Origin of the sequence: Pampinifervens navoyensis (assembly GCF_046159715.1) — a bacterium.
GTDB lineage: Bacteria > Aquificota > Aquificia > Aquificales > Aquificaceae > Pampinifervens.
In genome coordinates this window covers 127,471-153,275 of the sequence record NZ_JBJXCT010000004.1, presented here as the reverse complement: position 1 = coordinate 153,275, position 25,805 = coordinate 127,471, and the positions used below count along the sequence as shown (strand labels likewise).

Below are 25,805 nucleotides of genomic sequence, written 5' to 3'. Positions count from 1 at the left end.
GCTATCTTCCCTTTATTCTATCTCTAAAAAGCTCATGACATGCCATACAACCCTGAAGCATGTTCGTGTATGTCCTGAAGGCTTCATCCCTTTTGCCCTCCTTTATAAACCTTATAACCTCCTCCGCACCTCCATGAACCTGCCTTTCAAAGGCGGGCATCATCCTTGAAAAATCCTCCCTCATTGATGGGTCTATGTATCTGAGAGGTCCTCCTTTAGGAACAGGGTGCTCAGCTATTTCCTTTGCACCCTCAAGGACCATGGCATCGTTATTTAGGAGAAAACCCTGAAGCATTTTGAGTGTGGACTGATTCACCAGTTGCATCACCTGCTTGAGGGTAAGCTCGCTCTCCAACTCATGTGAAAAGCCGAGGGCGAGGCTCAGAGTTAAAAGCAGGGCAAACTTTTTCATCTTACAACCTCCCAATCCTTATTTTCCAGAAGTCTTTTTCGTGTTCTACATACTCCCATCCAACCCTCTTGGGAAAGGTAATAGCCATCTGAAAGTACAGGGGCAGAGGGTCGTGGTCGTTAATGATTAAAAAGGCCTCTCTTTCCGTCAACTCAGAAAACTTCTTCATAACAAGAGGATGTCTTAAACCGTGTTCAATGGGCCTGAGGTCTATGGTCTCCTTTTCCAGAAAGTTCTGGCTTCCAAGGGCTACTTCGTAAAGAAGTGATTCACTTTCCGGCATGAAACCAAAAAGCTCAGCCGTATCCACCAGAAAATAGTATGGCGCCTCAGCCTTTCCAAACCTTTGACCGAGTATGAACCTGCCCGAGCCCTCTGAAAGGATGTATACCCTGACATAAGCACAGGCTGAAGGCATGAGACCTTCCAGCATTCTTACCTTCACTTCGTCTGTGCCCGCACCAACATCCAAAGTTATTACACCATGCATGGGATTGCCTCCTGTGGAAAGATAAGTTAATCCATGAAATAAGTATGTAAATGATTACAATCATATTTTAATACTTATAAGTTTTTCTAATATCTTGACAAACAACTCCTTATATTCTATATTAATATCTGTGATTTAAATCAAACTGGAGGTGTATTATGAAAAGGGCGCTTCTGGCACTACCCATTGCAACCTTCATCTTTTCCTGCCAGCCAAAACCTCCCGAAAAGGCTCAGGAACCTACTAAGCCAGTAGAACAGCCAGCTGTAGTTGAAAAGAAGGAAGAGGCGGTAAGCGATAAGGGCATAGGACCAGTAACAGAAGTTCAGCTTGGACCCATAGACCAGACTCTGGTAAAGAAAGGTAAAGAAATCTTTGATTCCAAATGTGCCTCCTGTCACAAACTTGAGGAGAAATATGTGGGACCCCCGCTTAAGGGTGTAACAAAGAGAAGAAAGCCCGAGTGGATAATGAACATGATACTAAACCCTGCGGAGATGGTCCAGAAGGACCCCGTGGCAAGGGGACACCTTGCTGAGTATCCCATACAGATGCCCTTTCAGGATGTTTCAAAGGAAGACGCAAGGGCAATACTTGAGTATCTGAGGAGCGTTGATGAAAAGTAAAACCTTATAAAGGAGGTGTTGCCATGCTGGGCAAGAAGAAGTTGATGGTTGGAGGGCTATCAGCCCTCGTAGTGGGTGCCTTGCTGACAGGCTGCCCGCCAAAGAAAGAGGCGGTAAAAACAAGCGCTGTAGGCGTAGATGCGGCATCAAAGGTCTATGTGCCACCGGGTAAACAGGACGAGTTCTATGTTTTCTTCTCCGGAGGCTTCAACGGTCAAGTAACCGTCTACGGTGCACCTTCAGGCAGGATACTGAAGGTCATAAAGGTTTTCTCTGTTGACCCTGAAACGGGCTATGGCTTTACACCAGAAACCAGACCCATGCTCATGACATCGCATGGATTTTTACCCTGGGATGATACTCACCACCCATGGCTTTCCCAGACTAACGGAGAGCACGACGGAAGGTGGCTCTTCATTAACGCCAACAACACTCCGAGGATAGCAAGGATTGACCTCACCACCTTTGAAACTACTGAGATAATTGAAATACCAAATGTAGCTGGAAACCACCCATCTCCTTACGGAACAGAGAACACAGAATACGTGGTATCAGGTTCAAGGTTTTCTGTGCCAGTGCCGCAGAGGGACGTTCCCATAGAGTCTTACAAGGAAAATTTCAAAGGTGTTATTAGCTTCATAAAGGCGAACGAACCCGGAAAAATGGATGTTGCCTTTCAGATACTCATGCCAGGTTTTAACTATGACCTCGCAAGGTGTGGCAGGGGTCCCTCTCATGGCTGGTGCTTCTTCACCTCCTACAACACAGAGCAGGCCCACACCCTCCTTGAAGTAAACGCATCAAAGAACGACAAAGACTTTATAGCTGCCGTGAACTGGAAAAGAGCGGAGGAATGCGTGGCTCAGGGCAAGGCTAAGGAAATGCCAGCCACCTACTATCACAACTACTACGATGAGAAAAAGCACATGGCGGTATCAGAGGTTAAGAAATCTGTCAAGGTGCTGGACCCAAAAGAATGCCCCGGTGTTGCCTACTTCCTGCCAACTCCCAAATCTCCACACGGCGTTGATGTCTCCGACGATGGTGAATACATAGTGGGCGGTGGGAAACTGGCAACGGTCATACCCATTCATTCCTTCTCAAAGATGCTCAAGGCTATAGAACAGAAGGCTTTTGAAAAAGAAATAGATGGCATTCCAGTTCTTAAATACGATGCAGTCCTTCACTGCGAGCTTGAAAAGCCCTGCCTTGGACCACTGCATACAGAGTTTGATGGTAAGGGGTTTGGATATACCTCATGCTTTGTCTCCTCTGAAGTGGTAAAGTTTGACTACAAGGGATGTAAGGTGGTTGATAGGGTCCCCACTTACTATTCTGTGGGACACCTGCTTATACCTGGCGGAGATACCAAAAAGCCCTATGGTAAGTATCTCATAGCGATGAACAAGATAACCAAAGACAGGCAACTCCCTGTAGGTCCAGAGCTCCTTCAGTCCGCTCAGCTCTACGATATAAGTGGGGAAAAGATGCAGCTTATCCATGAATTCTTTACCATAGGTGAACCTCACTATGCGCAGGCCATACCTGCAGACAAGATAAAGGACAAAGTTAAGAAGATTTACCCCCTTGCTGAGAACGAGCACCCCTATGCGGTAAAGGCGGAGAAAGATGCAAGGGTTGAAAGAAAGGGCAACGAAGTCCATGTATACATGACCATGATTAGGTCTCACTTCGTCCCTGACAACATTGAGGGCGTAAGGGTAGGGGACACAGTCTACTTCCATCTTACCAATCTTGAACAGGACTGGGACATACCTCATGGTTTTGCGGTTAAGGGTTCAGAGGATGCAGAAATTCTTGTCATGCCCGGTCAGACAAAGACCCTTGTATGGAAACCTAAGGCTCCCGGTGTTTATCCCTTCTACTGCACTGACTTCTGCTCCGCACTTCATCAAGAGATGCAGGGCTATATAAGGGTTTCTCCAGCAGGCTCTAATGTGCCTCTCAAATACTACACTGGCACTCCACCCACTGCACAGAAGTGAGGAGGTGAGCTATGAACATACTTTCAAGAGGGCTTCTTGCCCTCGCCTCTCTTTTACTTATCTTGACTTACTTCTTCCCACTCTGGAAGATAGAACTTATAGCCCCCCAGTATCCAGAGGGGCTGAGGATGTTCATATGGGTAAATAAGATAACCGGTGGAACGGAGTTTGACCTGTATAACATAAACCTCCTCAACCACTACATCGGCATGAAACCTATAGAGCCGGAGGCTATACCGGAGCTGAAGATAATGCCCTTCATAGTCGGCTTCCTTATAGCCTTCGGCCTTCTGTCATCCCTGCTTGGAAAGCGTGTCCTACTCTATGCCTGGGTAATAACCTTTACTCTTCTCGGCATAGCTGGTCTTGCAGACTTCTACAGATGGGGCTATGAGTATGGGCACAACCTTGACCCAAACGCTCCCATAAAGATACCCGGCCTTGCCTACCAGCCACCCCTTATAGGAACAAAGCAGCTTCTTAACATGCTTGCAAGCTCCTATCCAGACATGGGCGGATACATAATGGGGCTTTCCTTAGCCCTTGGCTTTGTTGCCATAATTCTGGATATAAGGCTTTCAGGAGGCTTGAGAATGGAGGTAAAACCGGCATGATACTCCGGGTGCTATGGGCTTTCCTCCTGCTCCTTTTTCTTTTTTCCTGTAAATCGGATAAGCCAGAACCCATAAAACTCGGTGAAGATGTATGCGAATACTGTAAGATGGTCATTGCAGACGAGAGGTTTGCAGCGGAAGTGATAACCAAGAAGGGTAAGGTTTACAAGTTTGACGCCATAGAGTGCATGGTGGGCTACTTCAACGAAAACGAAGAAGATATAAAGAAGGCCTATGTGGTGAACTTTCTGAACCCAAAGGAGTTTATCCCCGCAGAAGAGGCTGTTTATGTAAGAAGCCCGGACATAAGAAGCCCAATGGGTATGAACCTTTCAGCTTACAGGAGCGAGGAGGAAGCTAGGAAGATGCTTGAAGGAAAACAAGGAGAGATACTGAGGTGGTCTCCTCTTAGAGAGTTCATAAGAAGGGAGTATAAATTTTCTCACTGAGATGCTAGGCTTTGTCTTTTCTGTGATAGTTGTATGTTCTGAGTGTGAGTTTAAGGACCTTCAAAGTGCCATAAATAGTGCAAGGGATTGGGACAGGATAGTTGTAAAGTCTGGAACATACAAGGGACCCGTAACGGTTGACAGAAGGGTTGAACTTATCGGTGAAAGGGAACCCGTCCTTGACGGTGAGGGAAAACATCAGGTGTTGACCATAAGGGCGGACGATGTAAGGGTGGAGGGGTTTGTAATAAAAAACTCGGGCATGTCCTACAGCGAGGATATAGCTGGGCTGAAGGTTATAAATTCAAGGAATTGTGTTATAAAAAACAACAGATTTTTAAATAACTTCTTTGCCCTTTACCTTGAAAGGGTCTCGGGCTGTCTCGTGGAAGGTAATAACATAGTGGGCTTTGCAAAGACGGAGGGGTCTTCGGGCAATGGCATACATGCATGGAGCTCGGAAGGATTGATAATAAGAAAAAACTTTATAAAGGGCCATAGAGACGGCATATACTTTGAGTTTGTTAAGGATAGCCTTATAGAGGGTAATAGAAGTGAGTATAACCTGAGGTATGGTCTTCACTTTATGTTTTCCAACGATGATGTTTACAGGAATAACCACTTTTACAAAAATGGTGCTGGTGTTGCGGTCATGTATTCAAGAAACATAGGTATGGAGGGGAATATATTTGAAAGGAATGAGGGTCTTGCGAATTACGGGCTTCTGCTGAAGGACATAACTGACAGTAAGCTCTACAAAAACAAGTTTATGAACAACACACACGGTGCCTACCTTGAAGGTTGTAACAGAACCACCTTTGAGGAAAACCTTTTTGAAAACAACGGATGGGCAGTCAGGATATACGCCAACAGTGAGGATAACCTATTTAGAAGAAACTCGTTCATAGGCAACGCCTTTGATGTATCCACCAACACCCTTTCCTACTTCAGGAATACCTTTGAGGGTAATTACTACGACAGGTATGAAGGCTATGACTTGGACAGGGATGGATATGGCGACCTGCCTTACAGACCTGTATCCTTCATAGCCTTTCTTTTTGAAAAGTATCCCCTGACCCTCATACTGTATGAGAGCTTTCTTGCGCGTCTTCTGGATGCTATGGAAAAGCTCATACCTTTGCTTAATCCAGAGGCACTTGTAGATAAAAAACCCCTCATGGTGAAGCCGTGATAAAACTTGAGGGTATATATAAGTCCTTTGGAAAAAGGGTTTTCTTTGACAACTTGAACCTTGAATTTGAGGCTGGCAAGACAACCGCCCTGCTTGGACCAAACGGTTCAGGAAAAACTACCCTTGTAAAAACCATACTTGGACTGGTCATACCTGAGAGGGGAAGAATCACCTTTGATGGTAAAGAGGTAGGGAGCGATGGCTTTTATAAAAGGCTGATAGGCTACATGCCACAAGTTCCAGAATTTCCAGAAAACCTCACACCAAAGGAGATTGTGGCTATGGTGGAGGACCTGAGAGAAGAAAAGGCAAAAAGGCTTGAAGAAATGCTTCAGCTTCTAAGGCTAGAGGGGGAAATGAACAAAAGGTTTGTAAACCTCTCCGGAGGCACAAAGCAGAAGGTTGGTGCTCTCGTAGCTTTAGCCTTTGACCCACCCATACTCGTTCTGGATGAACCTCTTGTGGGGCTTGATCCCATAACCGCCTTCAGGCTAAAAAAATTCATACTTGAGGAAAAGCAAAAGGGTAAAACCATACTTTACATATCCCACATAATGTCAGAGGTTGAAGAGCTCGCAGACCATGTAGTTTTCATCACGGAGGGCAAAATAATCTTTCAGGGCAGTCTTGAAGAATTGAAAAGCTCCACTGGAAAAGATAGAGTTGAGGAGGCCGTGCTTTGTTTGCTAAGTTGATAAAGTATGAGCTTTATGACCTTTTCAAGAGTAAATGGATTGTAGGCCTATTCCTCTTTTACTTACTCGTGACCTATGTTCTGCTTGAGCTGGGAAGAGACTTTAAAAAGGCACTAATAAGCCACAACAACCTTTCTCTCATCACCCTTACCCTTTTTTCCCTGCTTCTATCTACTAACTACCTTTATAACAACAAAAACTTTATAGAATTTGTGCTTACACAACCCGTAAAAAGAAGCTCCTTATTTGTCTCCCTCGCGGTAAGCCTTAGTATAGCGATTGCAATAGGCTTCTCTCTTGGCTCATTTCTGCCCTTCTACTATCACTTTGGAATTGTGCCCCTCTACATAAAAACCATAACCTTTAATCTTTTGCTTATACCCCTCTTTGTGCTATCTGGACTGCTGATCGCTATCCTTATAGAAGATAAACTCAAAGGACTTGGACTTGTGCTCCTCCTTTGGCTTTTTTCCTCCACCCTTTATGATGGCATAATACTTTACCTTATTCTTATTTTCTCCGATTACCCAGTTGAGAAAGTTCTTCTTTTCCTAACACTTGCAAACCCCATTGACCTTATAAGACTCGTAGCCCTCATGGAGACAGGTCTTTATGAAGTTATGGGTTTTGCGGGAAAATGGGTTGCAAAGTATCTCAGAGAACTTTGGTTTCTGCCCGCCCTTCTTTCACTTTTTTACACCTTCATACTGCTATTGCTTGGTCTTTATACCTTCAGAAAAAAAGACTTTTAGGAGGTATGCCATGTGGTTTTTTCTCCTGATATTATTGGTTTTCTCCTGTGGAGAGCCTGCAGTTCAAAGAGAAGTAAAGAAAAAGGAGCCTGAAGCAACAAAAGTTAAAGAGCTCTTTAGGTCAAAAGGCTGTACAGACTGTCACGACAGAAGAGTTCCTCTTGTAGGTCCTCCTTTTCTGGAAATAGCCAGAAGATACAGAGGACAGAAGGATGCGGAAGATGTTCTTCTGAAAAGCCTGAAGGAAGGTTCCTGCAGAAAATGGAAGGCAAGGTGGGAATGCATGCCTCCTCAGAGGCTTGAAGAGGCTGAGGCAAGGGCAATGGTAAGATGGATACTCAACCTCACCTCAGAGAAAGAAAGCTTCCAGTAGCCTCATCGTAGGTTATGAGAAGGCTTTCTCCCGGCTTTTCAGGGGTTATGAATTCAAATTCCTTTACTTTTTCCTTGTGAGCGGTCTCCTCAAGCCTCAATGTCAGTTTTTGATTCCCCGCTTTTAAAAAAAGCTCTTCGTAAACGAATATGGAAGCATCTTTTCTTATGCCTCTGGGATTGTAGACCCTTGAGTATATTAGCTCCTTACCCCTGTAAACCTCTAGCTTTATAGATGACCTCTCCTTCACAATGGCATTCTGAGCCTGCATGTGCCTCAAAGATCCACTCCCGATTCCTTTTGTTTCCCTAACAGGAGATGACCTGTATTTGAAGCTTATGACCACTGCAGACATGTCTGTGGGGTAAAAGGCAACCCTGTGTGTGGTAAGGGGATAAAAGAGGAATACGGGAAGGGTAAGCACAGAAACCGCAAGAGGATAGTTTATCCTGTTCGTGGCTAAAATCTTCACACCCTGTCCTTCCTTTGTAGACTCCATGAACTCCCTTATCTCCTTCTCTACAGACTTTACATATGGCGCCTCAAGAATCAGCACCCTTCCACCCATCACCTTCTTTTTAAGTATGGGTCTTCTCTTCCTTTCATACCTTTCTTCCAGCCATTTGTTTCCCTCCCTGAAATAGCAGTCTTCATACTCGCAGGAGATTATGACAACTCCTTCAACACCCATATCCAGGATTTCTTCCACATGGTATGCGTTCACGGCACCCACACAGGGAACGGTAAAGACAGCAATACCCTCTTTTTCTGGCGGAACTGCACTGAATGGACATCTAAAGACCGCACAAAAGGGCTTTTCTTTCTCTATTTTTTCAATGTATTCATGTATGGGATAGGTTGGTATGTCTATAACAAGGGCACTGCATGAGCCCACACATATACCACAGCCTGCGCACTTGACATCGTTCAAAATAGCCTTTTTCTTGCCCTCATAGTCCCTCATGGTTATGGCTTCGTAAGGACAGTCTATGTAGCACTGTTCGCACCCAGTACACCTTTCAAAGTCTATGTGTGCCGGTGGGTTCCTTCTTCCCTTTATGAGCCATGGAAAAGCGAAGAGAAAGGTGAAAAAGCCCAGAAATATAAGCCAGTTGGCGGACATGGGTATGTATTTAAGAAGGGGGTAACCAAAGAGGTAAAACCAGTCCACACTCATCTCAAAAGGCAACCTGTTCATGTAGGCTGGTGGGTCGCTCTTTGCAGGAAAAACAACGGAAAGCATTATGAGAAGGACAGTTATGGTTATGTAGAGAAACCTTGGTGGTATAAGTCTTGGTCTGGCGTTTCTCATAACATGAACCCAGAGGGTAAAGACTATGAGTATGGTAAGGGCTATATGGGCAAAGAGCAGAATTCTGAAAAGCCCGCTGAGATACTTTATATCGCTTCCAAGGAAGGCGCTCATCAGAGCATCTCCAAAGACTGGCAGGAAGGAGAAGAACTTGGCAGTCAGAAGCCCAGTGAGCTGTGCCCTCTCGTCCCAGACCAGTATGTAGCCCGATATTCCGATAGCCAAAAATATAAGAAGAGTGGCAACGCCTGTGACCCACGCAACCCATCGGAACATCCTGAACCTGTCCGTTATTATCACATGCACCATATGGGCGAGGGTTGTAAGTATTAGGGCATCAGAAGAATATCTATGTAGTCCCCTCATTATATTTCCCAGAAAGCTTTCGGATATTCTTTCCACAGACTGGTAGGAGGTCTGAGGGTCTATGCTGTAAAAGAAAAAGAGATAAACACCTGATATGACATCTATGATTAGAAGGAATATGGCGATAGCACCAAGATGATAGAGAGGATTTAGCCTTGAAGAAAAGAACCTGCTCATAAGGTAGGAAAACTTCTGAAAGCCTACGTATAATAGCTGTATGCTCGCCATCTGCATGAAAACCTCCTGTAAGCAGTTACTCACTTAACAATATAATATAAGCCCTTTATTAAAGACTTATGCGTTTTAATTTAAAGTTAAAAGATGATAAATTTAATTATTGACAAAAAAATCTTCAGATATTAATCTATATAAACAATCACTCACCAAGGAGGTGTAGCCATGGAGGAGAAGGAAAAGAAAACGCCCTTCCTTCAACTGGTGCTGGATGATTTCATGTTTCTACTTTTTCTAGGGGTCACGATTTATGCAGTCTCCTACCTCATATGGGGGCTTTTGGAGCTTGCGTGGCTCTCTCCTATACCAGATGAAATCAAACAATCCCTTTTAGGAGGTAAGTGACATGGCACTGCTACCACCAGAAGAAGGATGGTATTTCAAACGGGTGGCAAAAGATGAAAAGATGTGGATAGCCATAGCCCTTGTGGTTTGCCTGGCCCTCTTTTTCTGGATGATAGTATGGCATGTCTATGGAAAACAGAACCCATCCTTTACCACCTACAGGACTACTCCCCAGGAGTTTAACGCCCTGACACAGGCCTTCATACAGAAGTATAAGATAGGAGAGGAAAAGGGCATACCTGTGGTGGAACCCCCACCCAACAGCGATGTTTTTCTTCTGGGTAAGATGTGGGCCTGGGAGCCTATACTTGTGCTTAAAAAGGGTCAGGAATACAGGTTTCACATATCCTCCCTTGACCTTCTTCATGGCTTTTCCCTGCAGCCTGTAAACATGAACTTTATGGTTTTTCCTGGCTATGACTACGTGCTCACCTTCAGACCCACATCCACCGGTGAGTTCTACATAGTCTGCAACGAGTTCTGCGGTATAGGGCATCACATGATGATTGGAAAAATCATAGTGAAGGAGTGAGGAGGTTTAGCCATGTTTAGAACATGCGATATTACTGGACTTAAAGTTGACCTGAGGGCTGAGAGGCTAATACAGCTGAATGCAGTCATGGCTGTGGTCTCTCTGCTGATTGGAGTAATAGCTGCGCTACTACTTGTCTTGACAAGGTGGCAGGTTGTGCACCTCCTGCCTGCTGAATGGTATTACAGGGTCCTTACCCTTCACGGTCTGAATGCCCTGATATTCTGGATTGTCTTTTTTGAGATAGCAGGGCTTTACTTTGGCTCAACGGTTGTTCTCAACTCACGCATGTCTTCACCAAAGTTTGGATGGCTTGCCCTTACACTTATGGTCCTTGGCTTTTTACTGGTTAACTACACCATACTCACGGGCAATGCGGACGTTTTGATGACATCCTATGCACCCCTTCAGGCACATTCTCTGTATTACCTCGGTGTAATCCTCTTTGCAGTTGGAGCCCTTGTGGGGGTTTTCCTCTTCTTTGCAAACCTTCTTATAGCGAGGAAGGAGAGAACCTACGGAGACTCATTACCACTGTTTACCTTTGGGCTTGTGGCAGCTGCTATAATTGCCACTTTGACCCTTGCAACTGGCGCAGTTATATACATACCCACCCTGCTGTGGTCTCTCGGAATAATAAAGACCATGGATGCAGGCGTTTACAAACTTGTATGGTGGGGTCTTGGACATTCTTCCCAGCAGATAAATGTGACCGCTATGATAGCTATATGGTATCTTGGGGCTTTTCTCACAGTTGGTGGAACATCCATAAATGAAAAGGTCAGTAGGCTCGCCTTTGTCTTTTACGTAATAGGCATAAATGTTGCATCTGCACACCACCTTCTTGTAGACCCTGGACCAAGCCCGGCATGGAAGGTCTTCAATACGAGTTATGTGATGTATATAGCGGTTCTTGCCTCCATGATACATGCCTTTGCAGTTCCTTCCGCAGTGGAATCTGCTCAGAGAAGAAGGGGCTTTACCAAAGGTCTCTTTGACTGGCTCAAAAATGCACCTTGGGGCAATCCAGCCTTCTCTGCAGTGTTTCTTTCCATCATAATCTTTGGCTTTATAGGTGGCGTCACGGGGGTTGTAAACGGTATGGAACAGACCAACATAATAGTTCACAATACGCTTTCCATACCCGGGCACTTTAAGGGAACGGTGGTGGGTGGAACCACACTTGCCTTCATGGGTGCAACCTACTACCTTATACCCCTCATATTCAGGAAAAAGATCGCCTTCTTCGGGCTTGCAAAGCTCCAGCCATGGGTATTTGGCGGAGGCATTTCTTTGCTTGCCGTTTCCATGTATATACTTGGAGCTTTTGGAGTTCCAAGGAGACACTATGACATTACCTTTTCTGGTGGACCCTTTACCTACACCTTCAACCCTGCAACGGACTTTTTCTGGGTTCTTTTTGCCATTGGAGGCATAGTTACGGTCATAGGCGCTCTCATGTGGATACTTATAGTGGTGTTTTCTGTATTCTTTGGACAGTCAGTAAGAGGTCCTCAGGATATGCAACTGCAGATTGCTTCACCCCCACCTCCTGCGAAGGAACATCATGGTTTTGAGGCACCGGGAACTCTGACCCTCACCCTTCTTTTCATGGGCGTGTTCCTTATATTCCTCCTGCTCAACTGGGGATGGCTTGCAGCCATGTGGGAGGTAAGATGATGTTCTTTTACCTTTCACTGTCCCTCTTTTCCCTTGTAATGGCCGGTCTCTTTGGTCTACTTATAGCCCTTACCAGAATGCCGGCCGTATCCCTCCTTAAATCCCCTGAGCTCTTCTATCACTTTCTTGTGGGGCATGTGACCTTTTCCATCACTCTTTGGCTTATGACCTTTACCCTTGCCTATTGGCACTACAGAGAAGGCAGGAAGGGAAGGGTTGCACCTCCAGCCACCCTACTGGGTATGCTCCTCCTTTCCCTTTCCTGCCTTTTACCCTATGGAGAGCCCTATCTTAACAATTATGTACCTGTTGTGGGAAGTCCCATCTTTTACCTGGGACTTTTCCTCTTCTTCTGCGGTTTTCTTCTTGAAGCTCTGCAAAGGTTGAAATATGCAAAAAGACTGGATGAACTTTATCCTCTCTCCATTCTCTTCGGCATCCTCACCCTTTTTTCCATACCCTCATCCCTTCTTATAGCCCACCCTGAAGGTGGTATGAAGCTCTTTTTTGAAAGGCTTTTCTGGATACCAGGGCATTTCCAGCAGTTCATGTATGCTTCTGTGATGCTTGCGGTATGGCATGAACTTCTTAAAAAAAGCTCTGGTAGTGTGGTGAACAGTCCTCTGTTGAAAGGTGCCAATCTTCTTCTTTTTATGTCTGCCTTGCCACTGCTTCTGGGCTTTTTTATGGACCCCCTTTCTGAAAACTTCAGAAGGCAGATAGCCCTTTCCTTTGGTGTTGGGCTTGGTGTGCCTGTGCTTCTTCACAGTTATCATGTGCTCAAAAACATCAGGTTAAGCTGGAACGTGGCTACAATTAGCCTTTTGTTCTCCATGACTGTGTATCACGCAGGTGCTCTTATAGCCTACGGCGGTATGCAGAGCGACTTGAGAATCCCAGCCCACTATCATGGCGTTGTCTCAGGTGTAACCATAGCTTTTATGGGGCTTACTTACTATATGCTTAAAGAAAAGCTTGGCTATGTCTTCTGGGAAAGTGTTGCAAAACTCCAGCCAACTTTCTTCGGTCTTGGAATAAACCTTCTCGTTCTTGGCTTTTACCTGGCAGGCAACATGGGTGCACCAAGAAAGACGTACGGATTTGAGTATGTTCAGGATACAAAGGTGATACTTGCTCTGAATGTTATGGGTTTTGGTGGATTGCTGGCAGTGCTAGGTGGCATTCTCTTCATATCCTACACCACCCTTTCCCTTTTCAGAGGTTACAGGAATGTCAGTGTTTCTTAGTTTTCTGCTTCTCCTTTTATCTTGGGGCAGTGAACTGCTACCAGATGAGAAGAAAACTATAGGCACATACGTGCCAGATGTGGTTTTGGAAGACAGCGAGGGAAGGGTCTTTCGCATAAGAGAGCTGAACAGAGTTGTGGTGCTGAACCCCATATACACAAAATGCACATCCGCCTGCCCGCTCATGACGCAGGGTCTAAAAAGGGCAATAAAAGACCTTGAAGAGAGCCTCGTAGTCCTTTCCCTGACCTTTGACCCCAGGGATAACCCTGAAGACCTCAGGAGGTTCAGACAGGCTCACAACCTGCCAGAAAACTGGTATGTGGTAAGGAGTAAAAAGGCAGATAGCCTTTTGCAAGCTATAGGCTACAGATATAGTTATAACGAAAAGCTCGGGGAGTTTGACCATCCAAACCTCTATGTGGTGCTCACACCCTCCGGAAAAATATCAAGATACCTCTATGGAGTAAACCCAAAACCCAGGGACCTTGAGCTTGCAGTGCTTGAAGCCAAGAGGGAAGAGGTAAGGCTTAGCCCCATAGAAGGTTTCTGGCTCAGGTGTTTCAGGTATAACCAGGAAAGAGGGGCTTACGAAATAGACTGGTTTTTTGTCCTCAATGTGGCTGGAGGAATTACTACCTTTACACTAATTCCAGCTCTTGTATGGGGTAGAGACATTTACAGGTTTTTCAGGTCATTTCCTTATTTTTTCGTGAAAAACTCTTGACATACCGTAAGTAATCACTTATATTATAAATATGAGTAAAATCACCTAAGGAGGTCATAGCCATGGGTAAGAAGGTATTGCTGAGCGGTGTGCTGGGGGCAGTAGCCCTCGCAGGCAGTGCAGTAGTCTATGCTCAGAACCAGAAAAAGGAGGAACTTCCTCCCCCTCCCCCCATAACAAAGGAGGAAATGGAAATAGCCAAGCAGATTTACTTTGACAGGTGTGCTGGATGTCACGGAACGCTCAGAAAAGGTGCAACCGGACCAGCCCTTACCCCCGATAAGACACGACAGCTTGGAACTGAAAGCCTGAAGGTCTTCATAACTTATGGAACTCCCGGTGGCATGCCCGACTGGGGAAGACAGGGAATACTCAATGAAAAGGAGATAGACATACTGGCGAGGTTTTTACAGCATGACCCACCTGCACCCCCGGAGCTATCCCTTGCAGACCTGAAAAAGACATGGAAGGTCTATGTGCCACCTGAAAAAAGACCCAAAAAGCCCGAGCATAACAGAAACTGGCAGAATTTCATGGGTGTAATACTCAGAGACGTGGGTAAAGTGGCCATAATTGACGGGGATACAAAAGAGCTTGTTAACATAGTGGATACAGGCTTTGCAGTTCACATAATAAGATACTCTGCCTCTGGAAGATACATGTATACCATAGGAAGGGATGGAAAGGCGACCATGGTAGACCTGTGGATGAAAAAGCCCGACACCATAGCAGAAGTTAAAGCCTGCAATGACGCAAGGTCCATAGACTCTTCCAAGTATAAGGGTCCAAAGGGAGACTTTCTTGACAAGCTGGCAATAATAGGGTGCTACTGGCCACCCATGATGGTTATACTGGATGGTCAGACCCTTGAGCCCCTCAAGCTCATCTCCACAAGCTCCTATACCTACGACACCAACGAGTTTGTGAGAGAGGCGAGGGTTGCTTCCATAGTGGCTTCCCATTATGACCCTGAATGGATTGTAAACATAAAAGAAACAGGTCAGATATGGCTCGTGGACTACTCCAACGTAAAGGCTCCGAAGATAACCATGATAGAGGCGGAGAGGTTCTTGCATGATGGTGGATGGGATGCTTCAAAGAGATACTTCCTTGTAGCTGCCAATTTCAGAAACAAGGTCTCCATGGTGGACACAAAAGAAAAGAAGCTGGTGGCAAACATAGAGACTGGCAAGATTCCTCATCCGGGCAGGGGTGCCAACTTTGTCCATCCACAGTATGGACCTGTATGGTGCACAGGCCATCTGGGTGACAACACGGTAGCCTGCATAGGAACTGACCCTAAAAGGAAAGAATACTTCGCCAAAGTTGTGGCAAAGGCCGAACTTCCGGGTGAAGGCGGTGGAAACCTCTTTATAAAGACCCATCCAAAATCTGAAAATCTCTGGGTGGACAGACCTCTCAACCCTGACCAGAAGCTACAGAGAAGCGTAACCGTCCTTGACAGGAACACCCTAAAGGTAAAAGCTCAGATAGAAATACCCGCAGAGTTTCAGGGAAGGGCAGTCCATCCTGAATACAACAGAGATGGCACCGAGGTATGGATTTCTGTATGGGGTAAAAAGAACGAACCAGAAAAGCAGGCAATACTTGTCTATGACGACAAAACCCTAAAACTAAAACATGTCATAAGGGGCAACTGGGTTGCCACACCGGCGGGCAGGTTCAATGTTTACAACACCATGAAGGATATATACTGATGAAAAGCTTTCTCCTGTCCATGGTTTTCTGCTCCCTCCCCCTTGCCGGGGGGGTGGAGCTTTATCAGAAATACTGCTCTTCCTGTCATGGAGAGGACAGACTTGGGAAAGTCGCACCTCCCCTCTTTTCCCTTCCCCCCTTTTTTAACCTTAAGGAAGATGAAAAACTCTATCAAGCCATAAGAGAAGGCACAACGGGTATGCCAGCCTTCAGGGATTTGAAGGAAGAAGATATAAGGGCTATAGTGGAGTTTATCAAAAGGCCTATTGAGAAGGAAAAGTTAAGATGGAATAAGGATAAGATTGAAGAGAGCAAGGGAAAAATAGAGCTTGAAAAGATAAGCATAAGGAACCTGAAAGACTATACCCTTGTAGTGGAGAGGGGCAAAAACCTCGTTTGGGCTATGGAGGGGGAAAGAGTCCTGACAAAGTTTCCCTTTGTGAACATGCACGGAGGCATAAAGTTTTCCCCTAAGGGAGAAGCCTACATACCATCAAGGGATGGATGGATAGGGAAATACAGTTTCTCTGAGGGTAAGCTTGAAAAGGTAAGGGCGTGCATATACCTCAGAAACATAGCCCTTTCACCAGATGGTAATCTGCTCGTAGCCGCCTGCTGGATTCCCTCACAGCTTGTCCTTTTTGACAGAGAGCTAAAACATGTAAAGAGCATAGAGCTTGAGGGCAGGGTCAACGCAGTTTATGAGCTCTATGGGAGAAATTCCTTCGCATTCACCTTCAGGGACAAACCCCTTGTGGGCTTTCTTGACTACCAGAGGCTTTCCGTAAGCTACGCGGACATTGACAGTCCCCTTGAAGACTTTACCATAGACCCTTTTGAGGAGTATCTCATAGGAAGCACAAAGGATGGGCTGAAAGTTTATTCCCTCAGAGAGCTGAAGCCTTTGAGGGAACTAAAAACCGCGGGGCTACCACACTTAGCCTCAGCCTATTTCTGGTATTCAGGGGGAAAATTCTACTTTGCCACACCAATACTTAAAAGACCCACCCTTTCCCTCTGGAGGGCTTACAGCTGGGAGCATGTGAAGGACATACCCCTTGCAGGTGAGGGCTTTCTTGCAAGGAGTAACTACGGGACACCCTTTGTCTGGGTTGACAACTCCTCCGACAGCATGCTTCTTTTTGACAAAAGAGAATTTAATGCAAGTAGCCTGAAGGTTATTGACGGCAAGAGGGCGGTCCACACAGAGTTTACGGGGGATGGAAGAATAGCCTATGTGAGCGTGTATGAAAAGGACGGTGCCCTTGTGCTTTACGATGGAGTGAGCCTCAAAAAACTTGCCGAGTATCCAGCGAGCCTTCCTGCGGGGAAATACAACTTTGTGAACAAGTCAAAGAGGTTTGAGCCTGCACAGCTCGGCTATCAGGTCTTTATGGAAAAGTGCTGGGGCTGTCATCACACAACGAGGGAGGCCTTTGGTCCACCCCTCAGGTGGTCCGTGCAAAACAGAGAAATCTCACTAATTATGGCTCAGATACTAGACCCCCAGAACACCCACAAACTTCTTGGCTACTCAAGGAGTGCCATGCCAAAGATTGAATTGAAAGAAGAGGAGATGAAGGCTCTTATAAAGTTTATGGAGGCTCTGAAGGATGGCTGGATGGATTAAAGGAGGAAAGTATGCTTAGGATTACGGAATACATAAGAGAAACCCTTGAGGGTAAAAAGTCAAGAGCCTTTGAGGGTGTTATCCTCATATGGAACCTCACCAACGCCTGTAACCTCTACTGCAAACACTGCTACTCATCTGCCAATCAGGAAAGGGAAGGGGAGCTCTCTCATGAGGAGGTGGTGAGCCTTGTGCATAGATTGCCTTCTGTGGGAGTAAGGTTTGCCATACTTTCTGGGGGCGAGCCACTCCTGCGGGAGGACATCTTTCAGATAGCGGGTCTTCTGAAGGAAAGAGGTATAAGAACTTACCTTTCCACAAACGGTCTTCTTGTAAAAGAACAAATTGTAGAAATAAAAAAGCACTTTGATTATGTGGGCATAAGCGTAGATGGTGAGCCAGAGGTCCACGATGCCTTCAGAGGCAAGAGGGGAGCTTTTGAAGAATCCCTCAAAGCCGTAAGGGAATGTCTGAAGGAGGGTATAAGAGTAGGACTCAGGTTTACCCTTACACCCGCTACTTCAAGGAGTCTCCCCTTCATCTTCTCCCTTGCGGAGAAGGAGGAAATTCCAAAAATCTACATATCCCATCTTGTATACTCTGGCAGGGGTAAGAGGCTTTCAGACCTTGAAAGGGAAGAATACAGAAGGTGGGTGAGGTTTATTCTTGATAAATCCTTTGAATATGTGGAAAAGGGCATTCCCATAGATGTGGTCACAGGCAACAACGAAGCGGACGCAGTTCTTCTGTACAGGGAGTTTGTAAAAAGATATCCAAGGCTTGCAAAGGGCTTTTACGAAAGGCTCCTTCTCTGGGGTGGCAATCAGGCAGGTGTGAGGCTCATGAACATAGACTTCAGGGGCAATGTAAAGCCAGACCCCTTCTTTTTCCACGGCGTGGGTAATGTGAGGGAAGAGGACATATTAAAAATATGGCAGGGCAATGGTCTACTTAGCTTTCTCAGAGAAAAGCCAAGAAGGCTAAAGGGAAGATGTGAGAGGTGTTCCTTTATAGGCATATGCAACGGAAACTCAAGGGCGAGGGCTTATGCGGTTTACGGAGACTACGCAGAGGAGGACCCTGCATGCTACCTCTGATATTCCTTCTCCTGACCTTCCCAATCCTTGCTTTTGCCGAAAAGCTCTACGTGGTTGAGAGGGAAAGGGGAAGTCTTGCAGTGGTGGTGGATGGAAGGCTTGTAAAGGAAATAGAAGGGCTTGGAAATCTGAACCACGCCACACTGAAGCTCTGGAGAGGTAAGGCATACCTTATAAGCAGGGATGGATACCTTAGCCAGATAGACACTGAAAAGGATGAGCTTTTAAGAAAAGTCAAGGTCGGGGAAAGCGCTATAGGAATCGACTTTACGAGAGACCATATAGTGGTTGCCAACTATGAACCGAAGACGGTTGTGGTTCTTGACGAGGAATTAAACGTGGTTCAGAGCCTTAATACAGGTTCAAGGAATGTAGGAATAAAGGGTTTTGAGGTGGGCTTTGTCTTTTCCCTCATGGACAGAGATGAGATATGGCTTGTAAAGGATAAGAGCGTGAAAGTCTTTGGAAACGTCGGGGCTATGCCCTTTGATGCCCTTCTTAAGGGGAATGTTTATGTGGTGGGCTTTTTCAAAGAAGGAGGTGTCGGGCTGCTGGATGTAAAGAGGGAGGTTTACAGGAAAGTAGTCTTCTTATCTGCGGGCAAGGAAGTGGTATTCAAGATACCCCACTTTGGCACATGGGGAGTTTCAGGCGACAGAGCCTTCATACCAGTCGTTGGAGAAAGAAGGCTTTACTTGGTTAACCTAAGAAACTTCAACCTTGAAGGGCATGTGGAGCTTTCAGGACTGCCTGTGTTTGCAGTTATCTCACCGGATGGAAAGTATGTAGCGGTAAACTTCAGCGGGGATAGGGAAGACTATGTGGCCCTTGTGGATACAGAGAAGCTGGAAGTTGTAAAGGAAATGCGTGTAGGCAGTAGAGTTATGCACATGAGGTTTTCAGGTGATGGCAAGAGGCTCTACACTTCTTCCTACTTTGATTCAAAGCTGAAGGTCCTTTCTGTTCCCTTTCTTGAAATACTGGAAGAGGTAGGCATACCAAACCCCTCAGGGGTTTTTCTTATAAAGTAAGGAGGTGTAGCCATGGGTAAGGTTTACCTTGTGGGAGCAGGTCCAGGAGATATGGAGCTTCTTACCCTCAAGGCTTACAGGCTCATAAGGTCTGCAGAGGTCATACTCTACGACAGGCTCGTAAACCCTGAGATTCTTCTGCTTGCAAGACCAGACTGTGAGCTGGTATACGTGGGAAAAGAAGATGGAAGGCATCTTATGGAACAGGAAAGAATAAACGAGCTTCTGCTTCAGTATGCTCATACAAGGGAAACTGTGGTGAGGCTCAAGGGTGGTGACCCCTTTGTCTTTGGAAGAGGCGGTGAGGAAGCTCTCTTTCTGGCTCAGCATGGCATAGACTTTGAGGTGGTTCCGGGGGTAAGCTCTGCCATAGCTGTCCCTGCCTATGCGGGTATTCCTCTAACCTTGAGGGGCATTTCCTCCTCCTTTGCTGTGATAACAGGGCACGAGGACCCGAGAAAGGGAAGCTCCAGCATAGACTGGGGGAGCCTTAAGGGGATAAACACACTTGTATTTCTCATGGCTGTTTCTAACAGGCAGGAGATAGCAAGGAGGCTCATGGAGGTGGGTAGGAGTCCAGATGAGCCTGTTGCCTTTGTGGAGAGGGGGACAACCTCTGGGCAGAGGGTTGTGATAACTAGCCTCAGGGAGCTTTCTGTGAGTCCTCCTGAGGTTAAGCCCCCTGCAGTTATGGTGGTGGGGAAGGTGGTGGGCTTGAAGGACTATCTGGTATGGTTTGAAGTATCCGAAAAAACCTTTGAAGTTCCCCAGGTTTAGGGAACGAATTACAGAGAAGGGCATACCTTAAGGTCTTTCCCTGTCTTGTTTTTCCAAAAAACTCTATTTAAGATTTTAAAGTAAATAAACTATTAAGGAGGTAAAATATGCTGAAAGTGGACATTCCCAGAGAAAGGTCTGCATCTTCCAGAGGTGCCCTGCCAGAAGTGGTAAAGAGGGATGGTGCAATTGTTAGCTTTGACAGGGGCAGAATAGAGAGGGCAATCTCAAAGGCTTTCAGGGCTGTTGATGAGCCAGTGGATGCTTCTACTACGGAGGAGCTTGTGGAGGAGGTTGTTTTCAAGGTGTTGAGTCTGGAAAAGAAAAAGGTTCATGTGGAGGAGATACAGGATATAGTGGAGGAAGTGCTTATCCTCCATGGCTTCGCAAAGGTTGCGAAGGCCTACATCCTTTACAGAAAGAAGAGGGAGGAAATCAGAGATATATCAAAGGCCATAGTTGATGCAGAAAAAGTCGTTCAGGACTATGTATACCAGCAAGACTGGAGGGTTCAGGAAAACGCCAACGCAAGCTACTCCTTCTCCGGTTTAATGCTCCACACCGCGGGGACCGTCATAGCCCACTACACCCTCACCCACGTATATCCTGAAAGGATTGCAAAGGCTCACAGAGAGGGGGACCTTCATATACATGACCTTTCCCATGGCATAGTGGGATACTGTGCAGGATGGTCTATGGAAGACCTATTAAGAAAGGGCTTTAGAGGTGGTCCTGGGAGGGTTACCGCAGGTCCTGCAAAGCACCTCTCTTCTCTTCTTGGTCAAATGGTCAACTTCCTTGGTGTGACGCAGATGGAGTTTGCAGGTGCTCAGGCTCTCAACTCAGTGGATACTTTCCTTGCACCGTTCGTGAGGGCAGACAGACTTGGCTATAATGAGGTTAAACAGCTTGTTCAACAGCTTGTCTTTTCCCTCAACGTCCCCTCAAGATGGGGAGGCCAGGCACCTTTCATAAACTTCTCCTTTGACTGGACTGTTCCAGGAGACATGAAGGATAGACCTGTCATAGTTGGAGGTAGAGAAAGGCCCGACATAGGATACTATGGAGAATTTCAGAAGGAGATGGACATCATAAACAGAGCTTTTATGGAAGTTATGATGGAAGGGGACAACGAAGGCAGGATATTTTCCTTCCCCATACCCACTTATAACATAACTCCTGACTTTGAATGGGACTCGGAGAATGCAAGGCTCTTATGGAAGATGACCGCAAAATACGGCATACCCTATTTTCAAAACTTCATATCAAGCTCCCTGAAGCCGGGGGATGTAAGAAGTATGTGTTGCAGGCTCCAGCTTGACCTGAGGGAACTCAGAAACAGAATGGGTGGTCTTTTTGGAAGCGCCGACAAGACAGGCTCCATAGGAGTTGTAACCATAAACATGCCCAGAATAGGCTACCTTTCTAAGTCCGAGGATGAGTTTTTTGAAAGGCTTAATGAACTTATGGAGCTTGCGAAGGATAGCCTCGAGATAAAGAGGAAAGTCATAGAAAGGAACCTGAAAAGGGGTCTCATGCCTTACTCAAGGGAGTATCTGCAATCCTTTGACACCTTCTTTTCTACCATAGGTCTTGTTGGCATGAACGAGGCATGCCTTAACTTCCTTGGTGTCTCCATAGCAGAGCCTGAGGGCAAGGAGTTTGCCATAAGGGTTCTTAAGTTCATGAGGGAGAGGCTTTCTGATTTTCAGGAGGAGACAGGACATCTTTACAATCTTGAAGCGACGCCTGCGGAGGGAACATCCTACAGACTCGCAAAGATAGACAGAATGAAATATCCCGACATAATAACAGCAGGAGAAGGAGAACCTTACTACACGAACTCAACCCATCTGCCAGTAAACTATACCGATGACCTCTTTGAAGTGCTTCAACATCAGAAGGACTTCCAGACCCTCTACACGGGCGGAACTGTCATACACGCCTTCTTACAGGAATCTCCTAGTGAACTGGCAGTGGCAAGGTTTATAAAAAGAGCTTTTGAAAATTACCCCATTCCATACCTCACTATTACGCCTACCTTCTCCGTCTGTGAAGACCACGGCTACATACGGGGCGAACACTTCCATTGCCCCCAGTGTGGAAAACCTGCAGAGGTTTACTCAAGGGTCGTGGGATATTACAGGCCTGTGCAAAGGTGGAACAGGGGCAAGCAGGAGGAGTTCAGACAGAGGCTGGAGTATGCTATCTAACCCGAGTTTTTCTGGGCGTGGGCGGGCTCATGCCTGTGCCTGCCTTCCACATCTGCAAGTTCTGCCACGGTAGTGGTGGTCAGGTATTCAAGTATTCTTTCTCTGAGTTCAGTCCACTTGTGATGGACCACGCAGGGTGAGCTCTGCCACTCTTCACACCTTCCAGGTCTTAGAGCACAGTAATCCAGCTTGTATTCTTCGTCAAGGTAGCGTATAACATCCATGATGGTTATCTCTTCAGGTGGGACGGCAAGGGTAAAACCGCCGGTTGGGCCCTTATAGGACTTTAAAACCCTTTCCCTTGCCAGTTTGTGAAAAATCTTTGAAAGAAAGGGCTTTGGAATCCTCTGGGCTTCTGCAATTTCCTCCACCTTGACAAGCCTGTCCCTGTTGAGGGCAAGGTACGCAAGGGCCAGAAGGGCATATTTAACAGTTTCTGAGTATATCATGAAAATAAATTATATGCCAGAAGCACTTTTTTGCAAAGTGAAATTAGAATATAAGCATGTTTCCCTCAGATTGGTGGAAAAAGGCGGAAGAAAGGGTAAACAATCTCAAGAAGGCAAAGGAAAGCCTTGAGGAGCTACTCAGCAAACATCCTGAGCCTAAGAGCCTTTTGGACTACCTGAACGATAGAAGGTTCATACTGCTCCTTGAGCTCCTTGACCAGTCTGAGTGTATAAAGAAGTTTCTTATAAACCATCCAGAGGACTTTCAGAGAACCATACCAGGTCTGTGGTATGTCTTCAAAGACAAAAAAACCTATCTGAAGGAGCTGGAGGGTCTCGTGTGGGAGAGTATGTCCGATGAAGAGTTTTCAAGGACCCTCGCTTACTACAGACACAGGGAGCTTATGAGAATAATGGCAAAGGAGATACTTGGCACTGCCAGATACGAGGAGCTTCTTCAGGAATACTCACAGCTTCCTGATGCCATGTTAGAGCTTGCCTACAGGAGAGCTTACAAAGAGGCGGTGGAGAAATACGGAAAGCCTCTGGATGAAGAGGGAAGACCTGCCACAGGATGCGTGATAGCCCTCGGGAAGCTGGGAAGCTATGAGCTCAACTACTACTCAGATATAGACATAATGTTCATACATTCCACAGACAGGGGACAGGCGGGGAAGTTAACTCTGAACGAGTTCTTCTCGAGGTTTTTCCAGAAAGTCTTCAGGCTCATGACCCAGATAACGCCGGAGGGCAAGCCCTACGAGGTGGACCTTGACCTGAGACCTTTTGGCAAATCTGGACCTGTAAGCATGTCTCTCAGAAGCGCAGAGCTCTACTATGAGTCTTATGGTAGAACGTGGGAGAGGTTCGCCCTTCTGAGAGCAAGATACTGTGCGGGAGATGAAGAGCTTTACAGGGCCTTTGAAAGGGAAGTAAAAGAGCCCTTTGTCTTTAAAAAGTCTGTGGACTACAGAATACTGGAGGAGATAAGGCTTATAAAGGCACAGATAGCCAGTGAGGCAAAGAAGAAACTGCTTGGCAGAAACAACATAAAGACGGGAGAGGGTGGTATAAGGGAGGTGGAGTTTGCAGTTCAGTCCCTGCTTCTGCTTCTGGGGGGAAAGTTTCCTTTCCTCAGAGAGAGCAACACCTTCAGGGCCATATGGAAGCTGAGTCAGAAGGGGGTCTTTTCTGGGGAAGAAGCCATATTTTTAGAGAGGGCTTACGAGTTTCTCAGAAGGCTTGAACACAAGGTTCAGCTCTATTCCTGCACGCAAACGCAGAGCTTTTCAGAAGCAGATTTCCCAAGGCTTGCAAAGGCTATGGGCATGAAGGAGCAGGAGCTCAGGGACAGCTATGAAAAGTTCACAAAGGGTGTAAGCCTTATCTTTTCTCAGATAATGCCCTCACAGGTAGAGGAGGAGCTCCATCCTATTCAGAGAGCCTTGCTGAACAGCGATCTGGAAGAGGCAAGGGAAATCCTGAACGGCTACGGCTTTAGAGAGCCAGTAAGAGCCTTTAACATACTCCTTAGCTACATAAGCGGAAGGGAGGGCATAAAGCTGTCCACTCAGGAAAAAGAGACATTTATAAAAGTCCTTCCTCAGCTTCTTGAAAGTATGGCTCAGACCACAGACCCGGATGAAACCCTTTCCAACTTTGATAAGTTCTTTTCAAACCCCACAGGCAGGAAGGTAATCCTGAGCCCTGCAAAGGAAGACGTAAGCAAAAGCCTCTGCAGGGTCTTTTCTCTCTCATCTTACCTTTCCACGCTGATAAGCAGATATCCAGACCTTGTGGAGGATGTGCTCACCCTTTATCAGGACTTTCCTGAGGAGGAAAGGTTCACTGAAGAGTTTGAAAAATACAGAAGCACACTGGGGCTCAGCCCGGAGAATCTCTACAGAAGGTTTAAAAGGGTCTGGGAGATAAGAATAGCTCTTGTGTATCTTGTAAAGAAGGAGGACAGATACAGAAAGCTCTTCAGCTTCTTTGAAAAGCTCTCAGACCTTGCAGACTTTTTATTGCGAAGACTGTGGAAAGACCTCGGGTTTGAGGACATGCTTCTTCTTGCCCTTGGCAAGTATGGAAGCAAAGAGCTCACAGTTGGCTCTGACCTTGACCTTGTTTTCCTGTGCAGAGAATCCGGAGAGGAAAAGACCAGAAAAGCTCAGGAACTGATTGCCTTTCTCACAAAGCATACCTCGGAGGGTTACCTTTACGATGTGGACTTCAGGCTCAGACCCATGGGAAGCGCCGGAGAAATAGCTCCCTCCATGAGCTTTTACAGAGAATACTTCCAGTCTCAGGCAAGGACATGGGAAAGACTTGCATGGACAAGATGCAGATACGTAGCTGGACCGCAGGAGCTTGCAGAGGAGTTTGAAGGGCTCCTCAGAAGCTTTCTCTTTGAAAAGCCACTGGGTGAAAAGGAAAGGGGAGAAATAAGGGATATGAGGCTTGCCCTTGAGGGCAACGCAAAGAAGGGAAAGGAAATTTTGGACCTCAAGTTCTCTCCCGGAGGGCTTATTGACGCAGAGTTTCTCATTCAGTATTACAGCCTTTTAGAAAGGCTAAGAGAACCCTCAATGATAAGAGCCTGTGGTAGGCTTATGGAAAAGTATCCGGTTCTCAAAGAGGTGCAAGAGCACTACACTTTTCTCAGGCTTGTGGAAACAAGGCTCAGGCTTTCAAAGGAGAGGGCAGGGTCTTTACTTGGACCTCAGGATATGAAAAGGGTAGCAAGCTCGCTGGGCATGCAGACAGAGGAGCTTCAGGAAAAGGTTATGGGTAGCATGAAGAGGCTGAGGGATATCTTTCTTGAGGTCTTTGATTGA

24 protein-coding genes are annotated in these 25,805 nt (G+C 46.2%); 20 read left to right on the top strand and 4 right to left on the bottom strand.

From position 1 onward, the window contains the following. Position 1 precedes the first annotated feature (1 nt). On the bottom strand, positions 2–412 hold the full coding sequence (locus tag ACKRDP_RS04725) for a hypothetical protein (RefSeq protein ID WP_409153601.1): 411 nt from the start codon (positions 410–412) through the stop codon (positions 2–4). 1 nt (position 413) lies between these two features. Further along, positions 414–902 (bottom strand): DUF2249 domain-containing protein, encoded by a 489-nt coding sequence (locus ACKRDP_RS04720; protein ID WP_409153600.1) that lies wholly within the window; start codon positions 900–902, stop codon positions 414–416. A gap of 158 nt (positions 903–1,060) precedes the next feature. Between ACKRDP_RS04720 and ACKRDP_RS04715 the strand changes: the two genes are divergently transcribed. Genes ACKRDP_RS04715 through ACKRDP_RS04680 form a run of 8 tightly spaced genes read left to right on the top strand, consistent with a single transcriptional unit; the run spans position 1,061 to position 7,609 of the window. Next, entirely contained in the window at positions 1,061–1,528 is a 468-nt protein-coding gene (locus tag ACKRDP_RS04715; protein ID WP_409153599.1) for a c-type cytochrome, read from the top strand. A gap of 23 nt (positions 1,529–1,551) precedes the next feature. Continuing rightward, positions 1,552–3,534, top strand: a complete 1,983-nt coding sequence (gene nosZ, locus ACKRDP_RS04710; protein WP_409153598.1) for a Sec-dependent nitrous-oxide reductase — start codon at positions 1,552–1,554, stop codon at positions 3,532–3,534. Between the two features lie 11 nt (positions 3,535–3,545). Further along, positions 3,546–4,148, top strand: coding sequence for a hypothetical protein (locus ACKRDP_RS04705; protein ID WP_409153597.1), 603 nt, complete (start codon positions 3,546–3,548; stop codon positions 4,146–4,148). Further along, positions 4,145–4,597: a nitrous oxide reductase accessory protein NosL gene (locus ACKRDP_RS04700; protein WP_409153596.1), complete on the top strand. Its 453-nt coding sequence runs from the start codon at positions 4,145–4,147 to the stop codon at positions 4,595–4,597. The genes ACKRDP_RS04705 and ACKRDP_RS04700 overlap by 4 nt, the downstream gene beginning before the upstream one ends. Before the next feature lies 1 nt (position 4,598). Then, complete coding sequence (locus tag ACKRDP_RS04695) at positions 4,599–5,789, top strand: nitrous oxide reductase family maturation protein NosD (RefSeq protein ID WP_409153595.1); 1,191 nt, start codon at positions 4,599–4,601, stop codon at positions 5,787–5,789. Continuing rightward, on the top strand, positions 5,786–6,484 hold the full coding sequence (locus ACKRDP_RS04690; RefSeq protein ID WP_409153594.1) for an ABC transporter ATP-binding protein: 699 nt from the start codon (positions 5,786–5,788) through the stop codon (positions 6,482–6,484). The genes ACKRDP_RS04695 and ACKRDP_RS04690 overlap by 4 nt, the downstream gene beginning before the upstream one ends. Then, entirely contained in the window at positions 6,469–7,236 is a 768-nt protein-coding gene (locus ACKRDP_RS04685; protein ID WP_409153593.1) for a NosY protein, read from the top strand. The genes ACKRDP_RS04690 and ACKRDP_RS04685 overlap by 16 nt, the downstream gene beginning before the upstream one ends. 10 nt (positions 7,237–7,246) lie before the next feature. After that, a complete protein-coding gene (locus tag ACKRDP_RS04680) occupies positions 7,247–7,609 on the top strand; it encodes a c-type cytochrome (RefSeq protein ID WP_409153592.1) in 363 nt (120 codons plus the stop codon). Here the strand turns inward: ACKRDP_RS04680 and ACKRDP_RS04675 are convergent. Continuing rightward, positions 7,581–9,521 carry a hydrogenase iron-sulfur subunit gene (locus ACKRDP_RS04675; protein WP_409153591.1) on the bottom strand — a complete coding sequence of 647 codons (1,941 nt, stop codon included), beginning with the start codon at positions 9,519–9,521 and terminating at the stop codon, positions 7,581–7,583. The genes ACKRDP_RS04680 and ACKRDP_RS04675 overlap by 29 nt on opposite strands. Before the next feature lie 165 nt (positions 9,522–9,686). On the opposite strand from ACKRDP_RS04675, the gene ACKRDP_RS04670 reads away from it, so the two are divergent. The 11 genes from ACKRDP_RS04670 to ACKRDP_RS04620 all read left to right on the top strand — a co-directional run bounded on the left by ACKRDP_RS04670 (position 9,687) and on the right by ACKRDP_RS04620 (position 22,519). Continuing rightward, positions 9,687–9,866, top strand: coding sequence for a hypothetical protein (locus ACKRDP_RS04670; protein ID WP_409153590.1), 180 nt, complete (start codon positions 9,687–9,689; stop codon positions 9,864–9,866). Position 9,867: 1 nt separating this feature from the next. Continuing rightward, positions 9,868–10,398: a cupredoxin domain-containing protein gene (locus ACKRDP_RS04665; RefSeq protein ID WP_409153589.1), complete on the top strand. Its 531-nt coding sequence runs from the start codon at positions 9,868–9,870 to the stop codon at positions 10,396–10,398. A gap of 12 nt (positions 10,399–10,410) precedes the next feature. Beyond that, positions 10,411–12,078 carry a cytochrome c oxidase subunit I gene (locus ACKRDP_RS04660; RefSeq protein WP_409153588.1) on the top strand — a complete coding sequence of 556 codons (1,668 nt, stop codon included), beginning with the start codon at positions 10,411–10,413 and terminating at the stop codon, positions 12,076–12,078. Then, positions 12,075–13,325, top strand: coding sequence for a cbb3-type cytochrome c oxidase subunit I (locus ACKRDP_RS04655; RefSeq protein WP_409153587.1), 1,251 nt, complete (start codon positions 12,075–12,077; stop codon positions 13,323–13,325). Before ACKRDP_RS04660 ends, ACKRDP_RS04655 begins: the two co-directional genes overlap by 4 nt. After that, on the top strand, positions 13,309–14,052 hold the full coding sequence (locus tag ACKRDP_RS04650; protein ID WP_409153586.1) for an SCO family protein: 744 nt from the start codon (positions 13,309–13,311) through the stop codon (positions 14,050–14,052). Before ACKRDP_RS04655 ends, ACKRDP_RS04650 begins: the two co-directional genes overlap by 17 nt. 62 nt (positions 14,053–14,114) lie before the next feature. Then, positions 14,115–15,770, top strand: coding sequence for a cytochrome D1 domain-containing protein (locus ACKRDP_RS04645; RefSeq protein ID WP_409153585.1), 1,656 nt, complete (start codon positions 14,115–14,117; stop codon positions 15,768–15,770). Continuing rightward, positions 15,770–17,401: a cytochrome D1 domain-containing protein gene (locus ACKRDP_RS04640; protein WP_409153584.1), complete on the top strand. Its 1,632-nt coding sequence runs from the start codon at positions 15,770–15,772 to the stop codon at positions 17,399–17,401. Before ACKRDP_RS04645 ends, ACKRDP_RS04640 begins: the two co-directional genes overlap by 1 nt. Positions 17,402–17,412: 11 nt before the next feature. Beyond that, positions 17,413–18,498, top strand: a complete 1,086-nt coding sequence (locus ACKRDP_RS04635; protein WP_409153583.1) for a radical SAM protein — start codon at positions 17,413–17,415, stop codon at positions 18,496–18,498. Continuing rightward, positions 18,486–19,529: a cytochrome D1 domain-containing protein gene (locus ACKRDP_RS04630; RefSeq protein WP_409153582.1), complete on the top strand. Its 1,044-nt coding sequence runs from the start codon at positions 18,486–18,488 to the stop codon at positions 19,527–19,529. Before ACKRDP_RS04635 ends, ACKRDP_RS04630 begins: the two co-directional genes overlap by 13 nt. Positions 19,530–19,541: 12 nt before the next feature. Next, entirely contained in the window at positions 19,542–20,306 is a 765-nt protein-coding gene (cobA, locus tag ACKRDP_RS04625; RefSeq protein WP_409153581.1) for a uroporphyrinogen-III C-methyltransferase, read from the top strand. Between the two features lie 107 nt (positions 20,307–20,413). Then, entirely contained in the window at positions 20,414–22,519 is a 2,106-nt protein-coding gene (locus tag ACKRDP_RS04620; protein WP_409153580.1) for a ribonucleoside triphosphate reductase, read from the top strand. Here the strand turns inward: ACKRDP_RS04620 and ACKRDP_RS04615 are convergent. Next, the gene (locus tag ACKRDP_RS04615; RefSeq protein ID WP_409153579.1) at positions 22,516–22,968 is read right to left on the bottom strand and encodes an RrF2 family transcriptional regulator; all 453 of its coding nucleotides are present in this window, start codon (positions 22,966–22,968) and stop codon (positions 22,516–22,518) included. The two genes, ACKRDP_RS04620 and ACKRDP_RS04615, sit on opposite strands and share 4 nt — an antisense overlap. A 56-nt stretch (positions 22,969–23,024) precedes the next feature. On the opposite strand from ACKRDP_RS04615, the gene ACKRDP_RS04610 reads away from it, so the two are divergent. Beyond that, a complete protein-coding gene (locus ACKRDP_RS04610) occupies positions 23,025–25,805 on the top strand; it encodes a [protein-PII] uridylyltransferase family protein (protein WP_409153578.1) in 2,781 nt (926 codons plus the stop codon).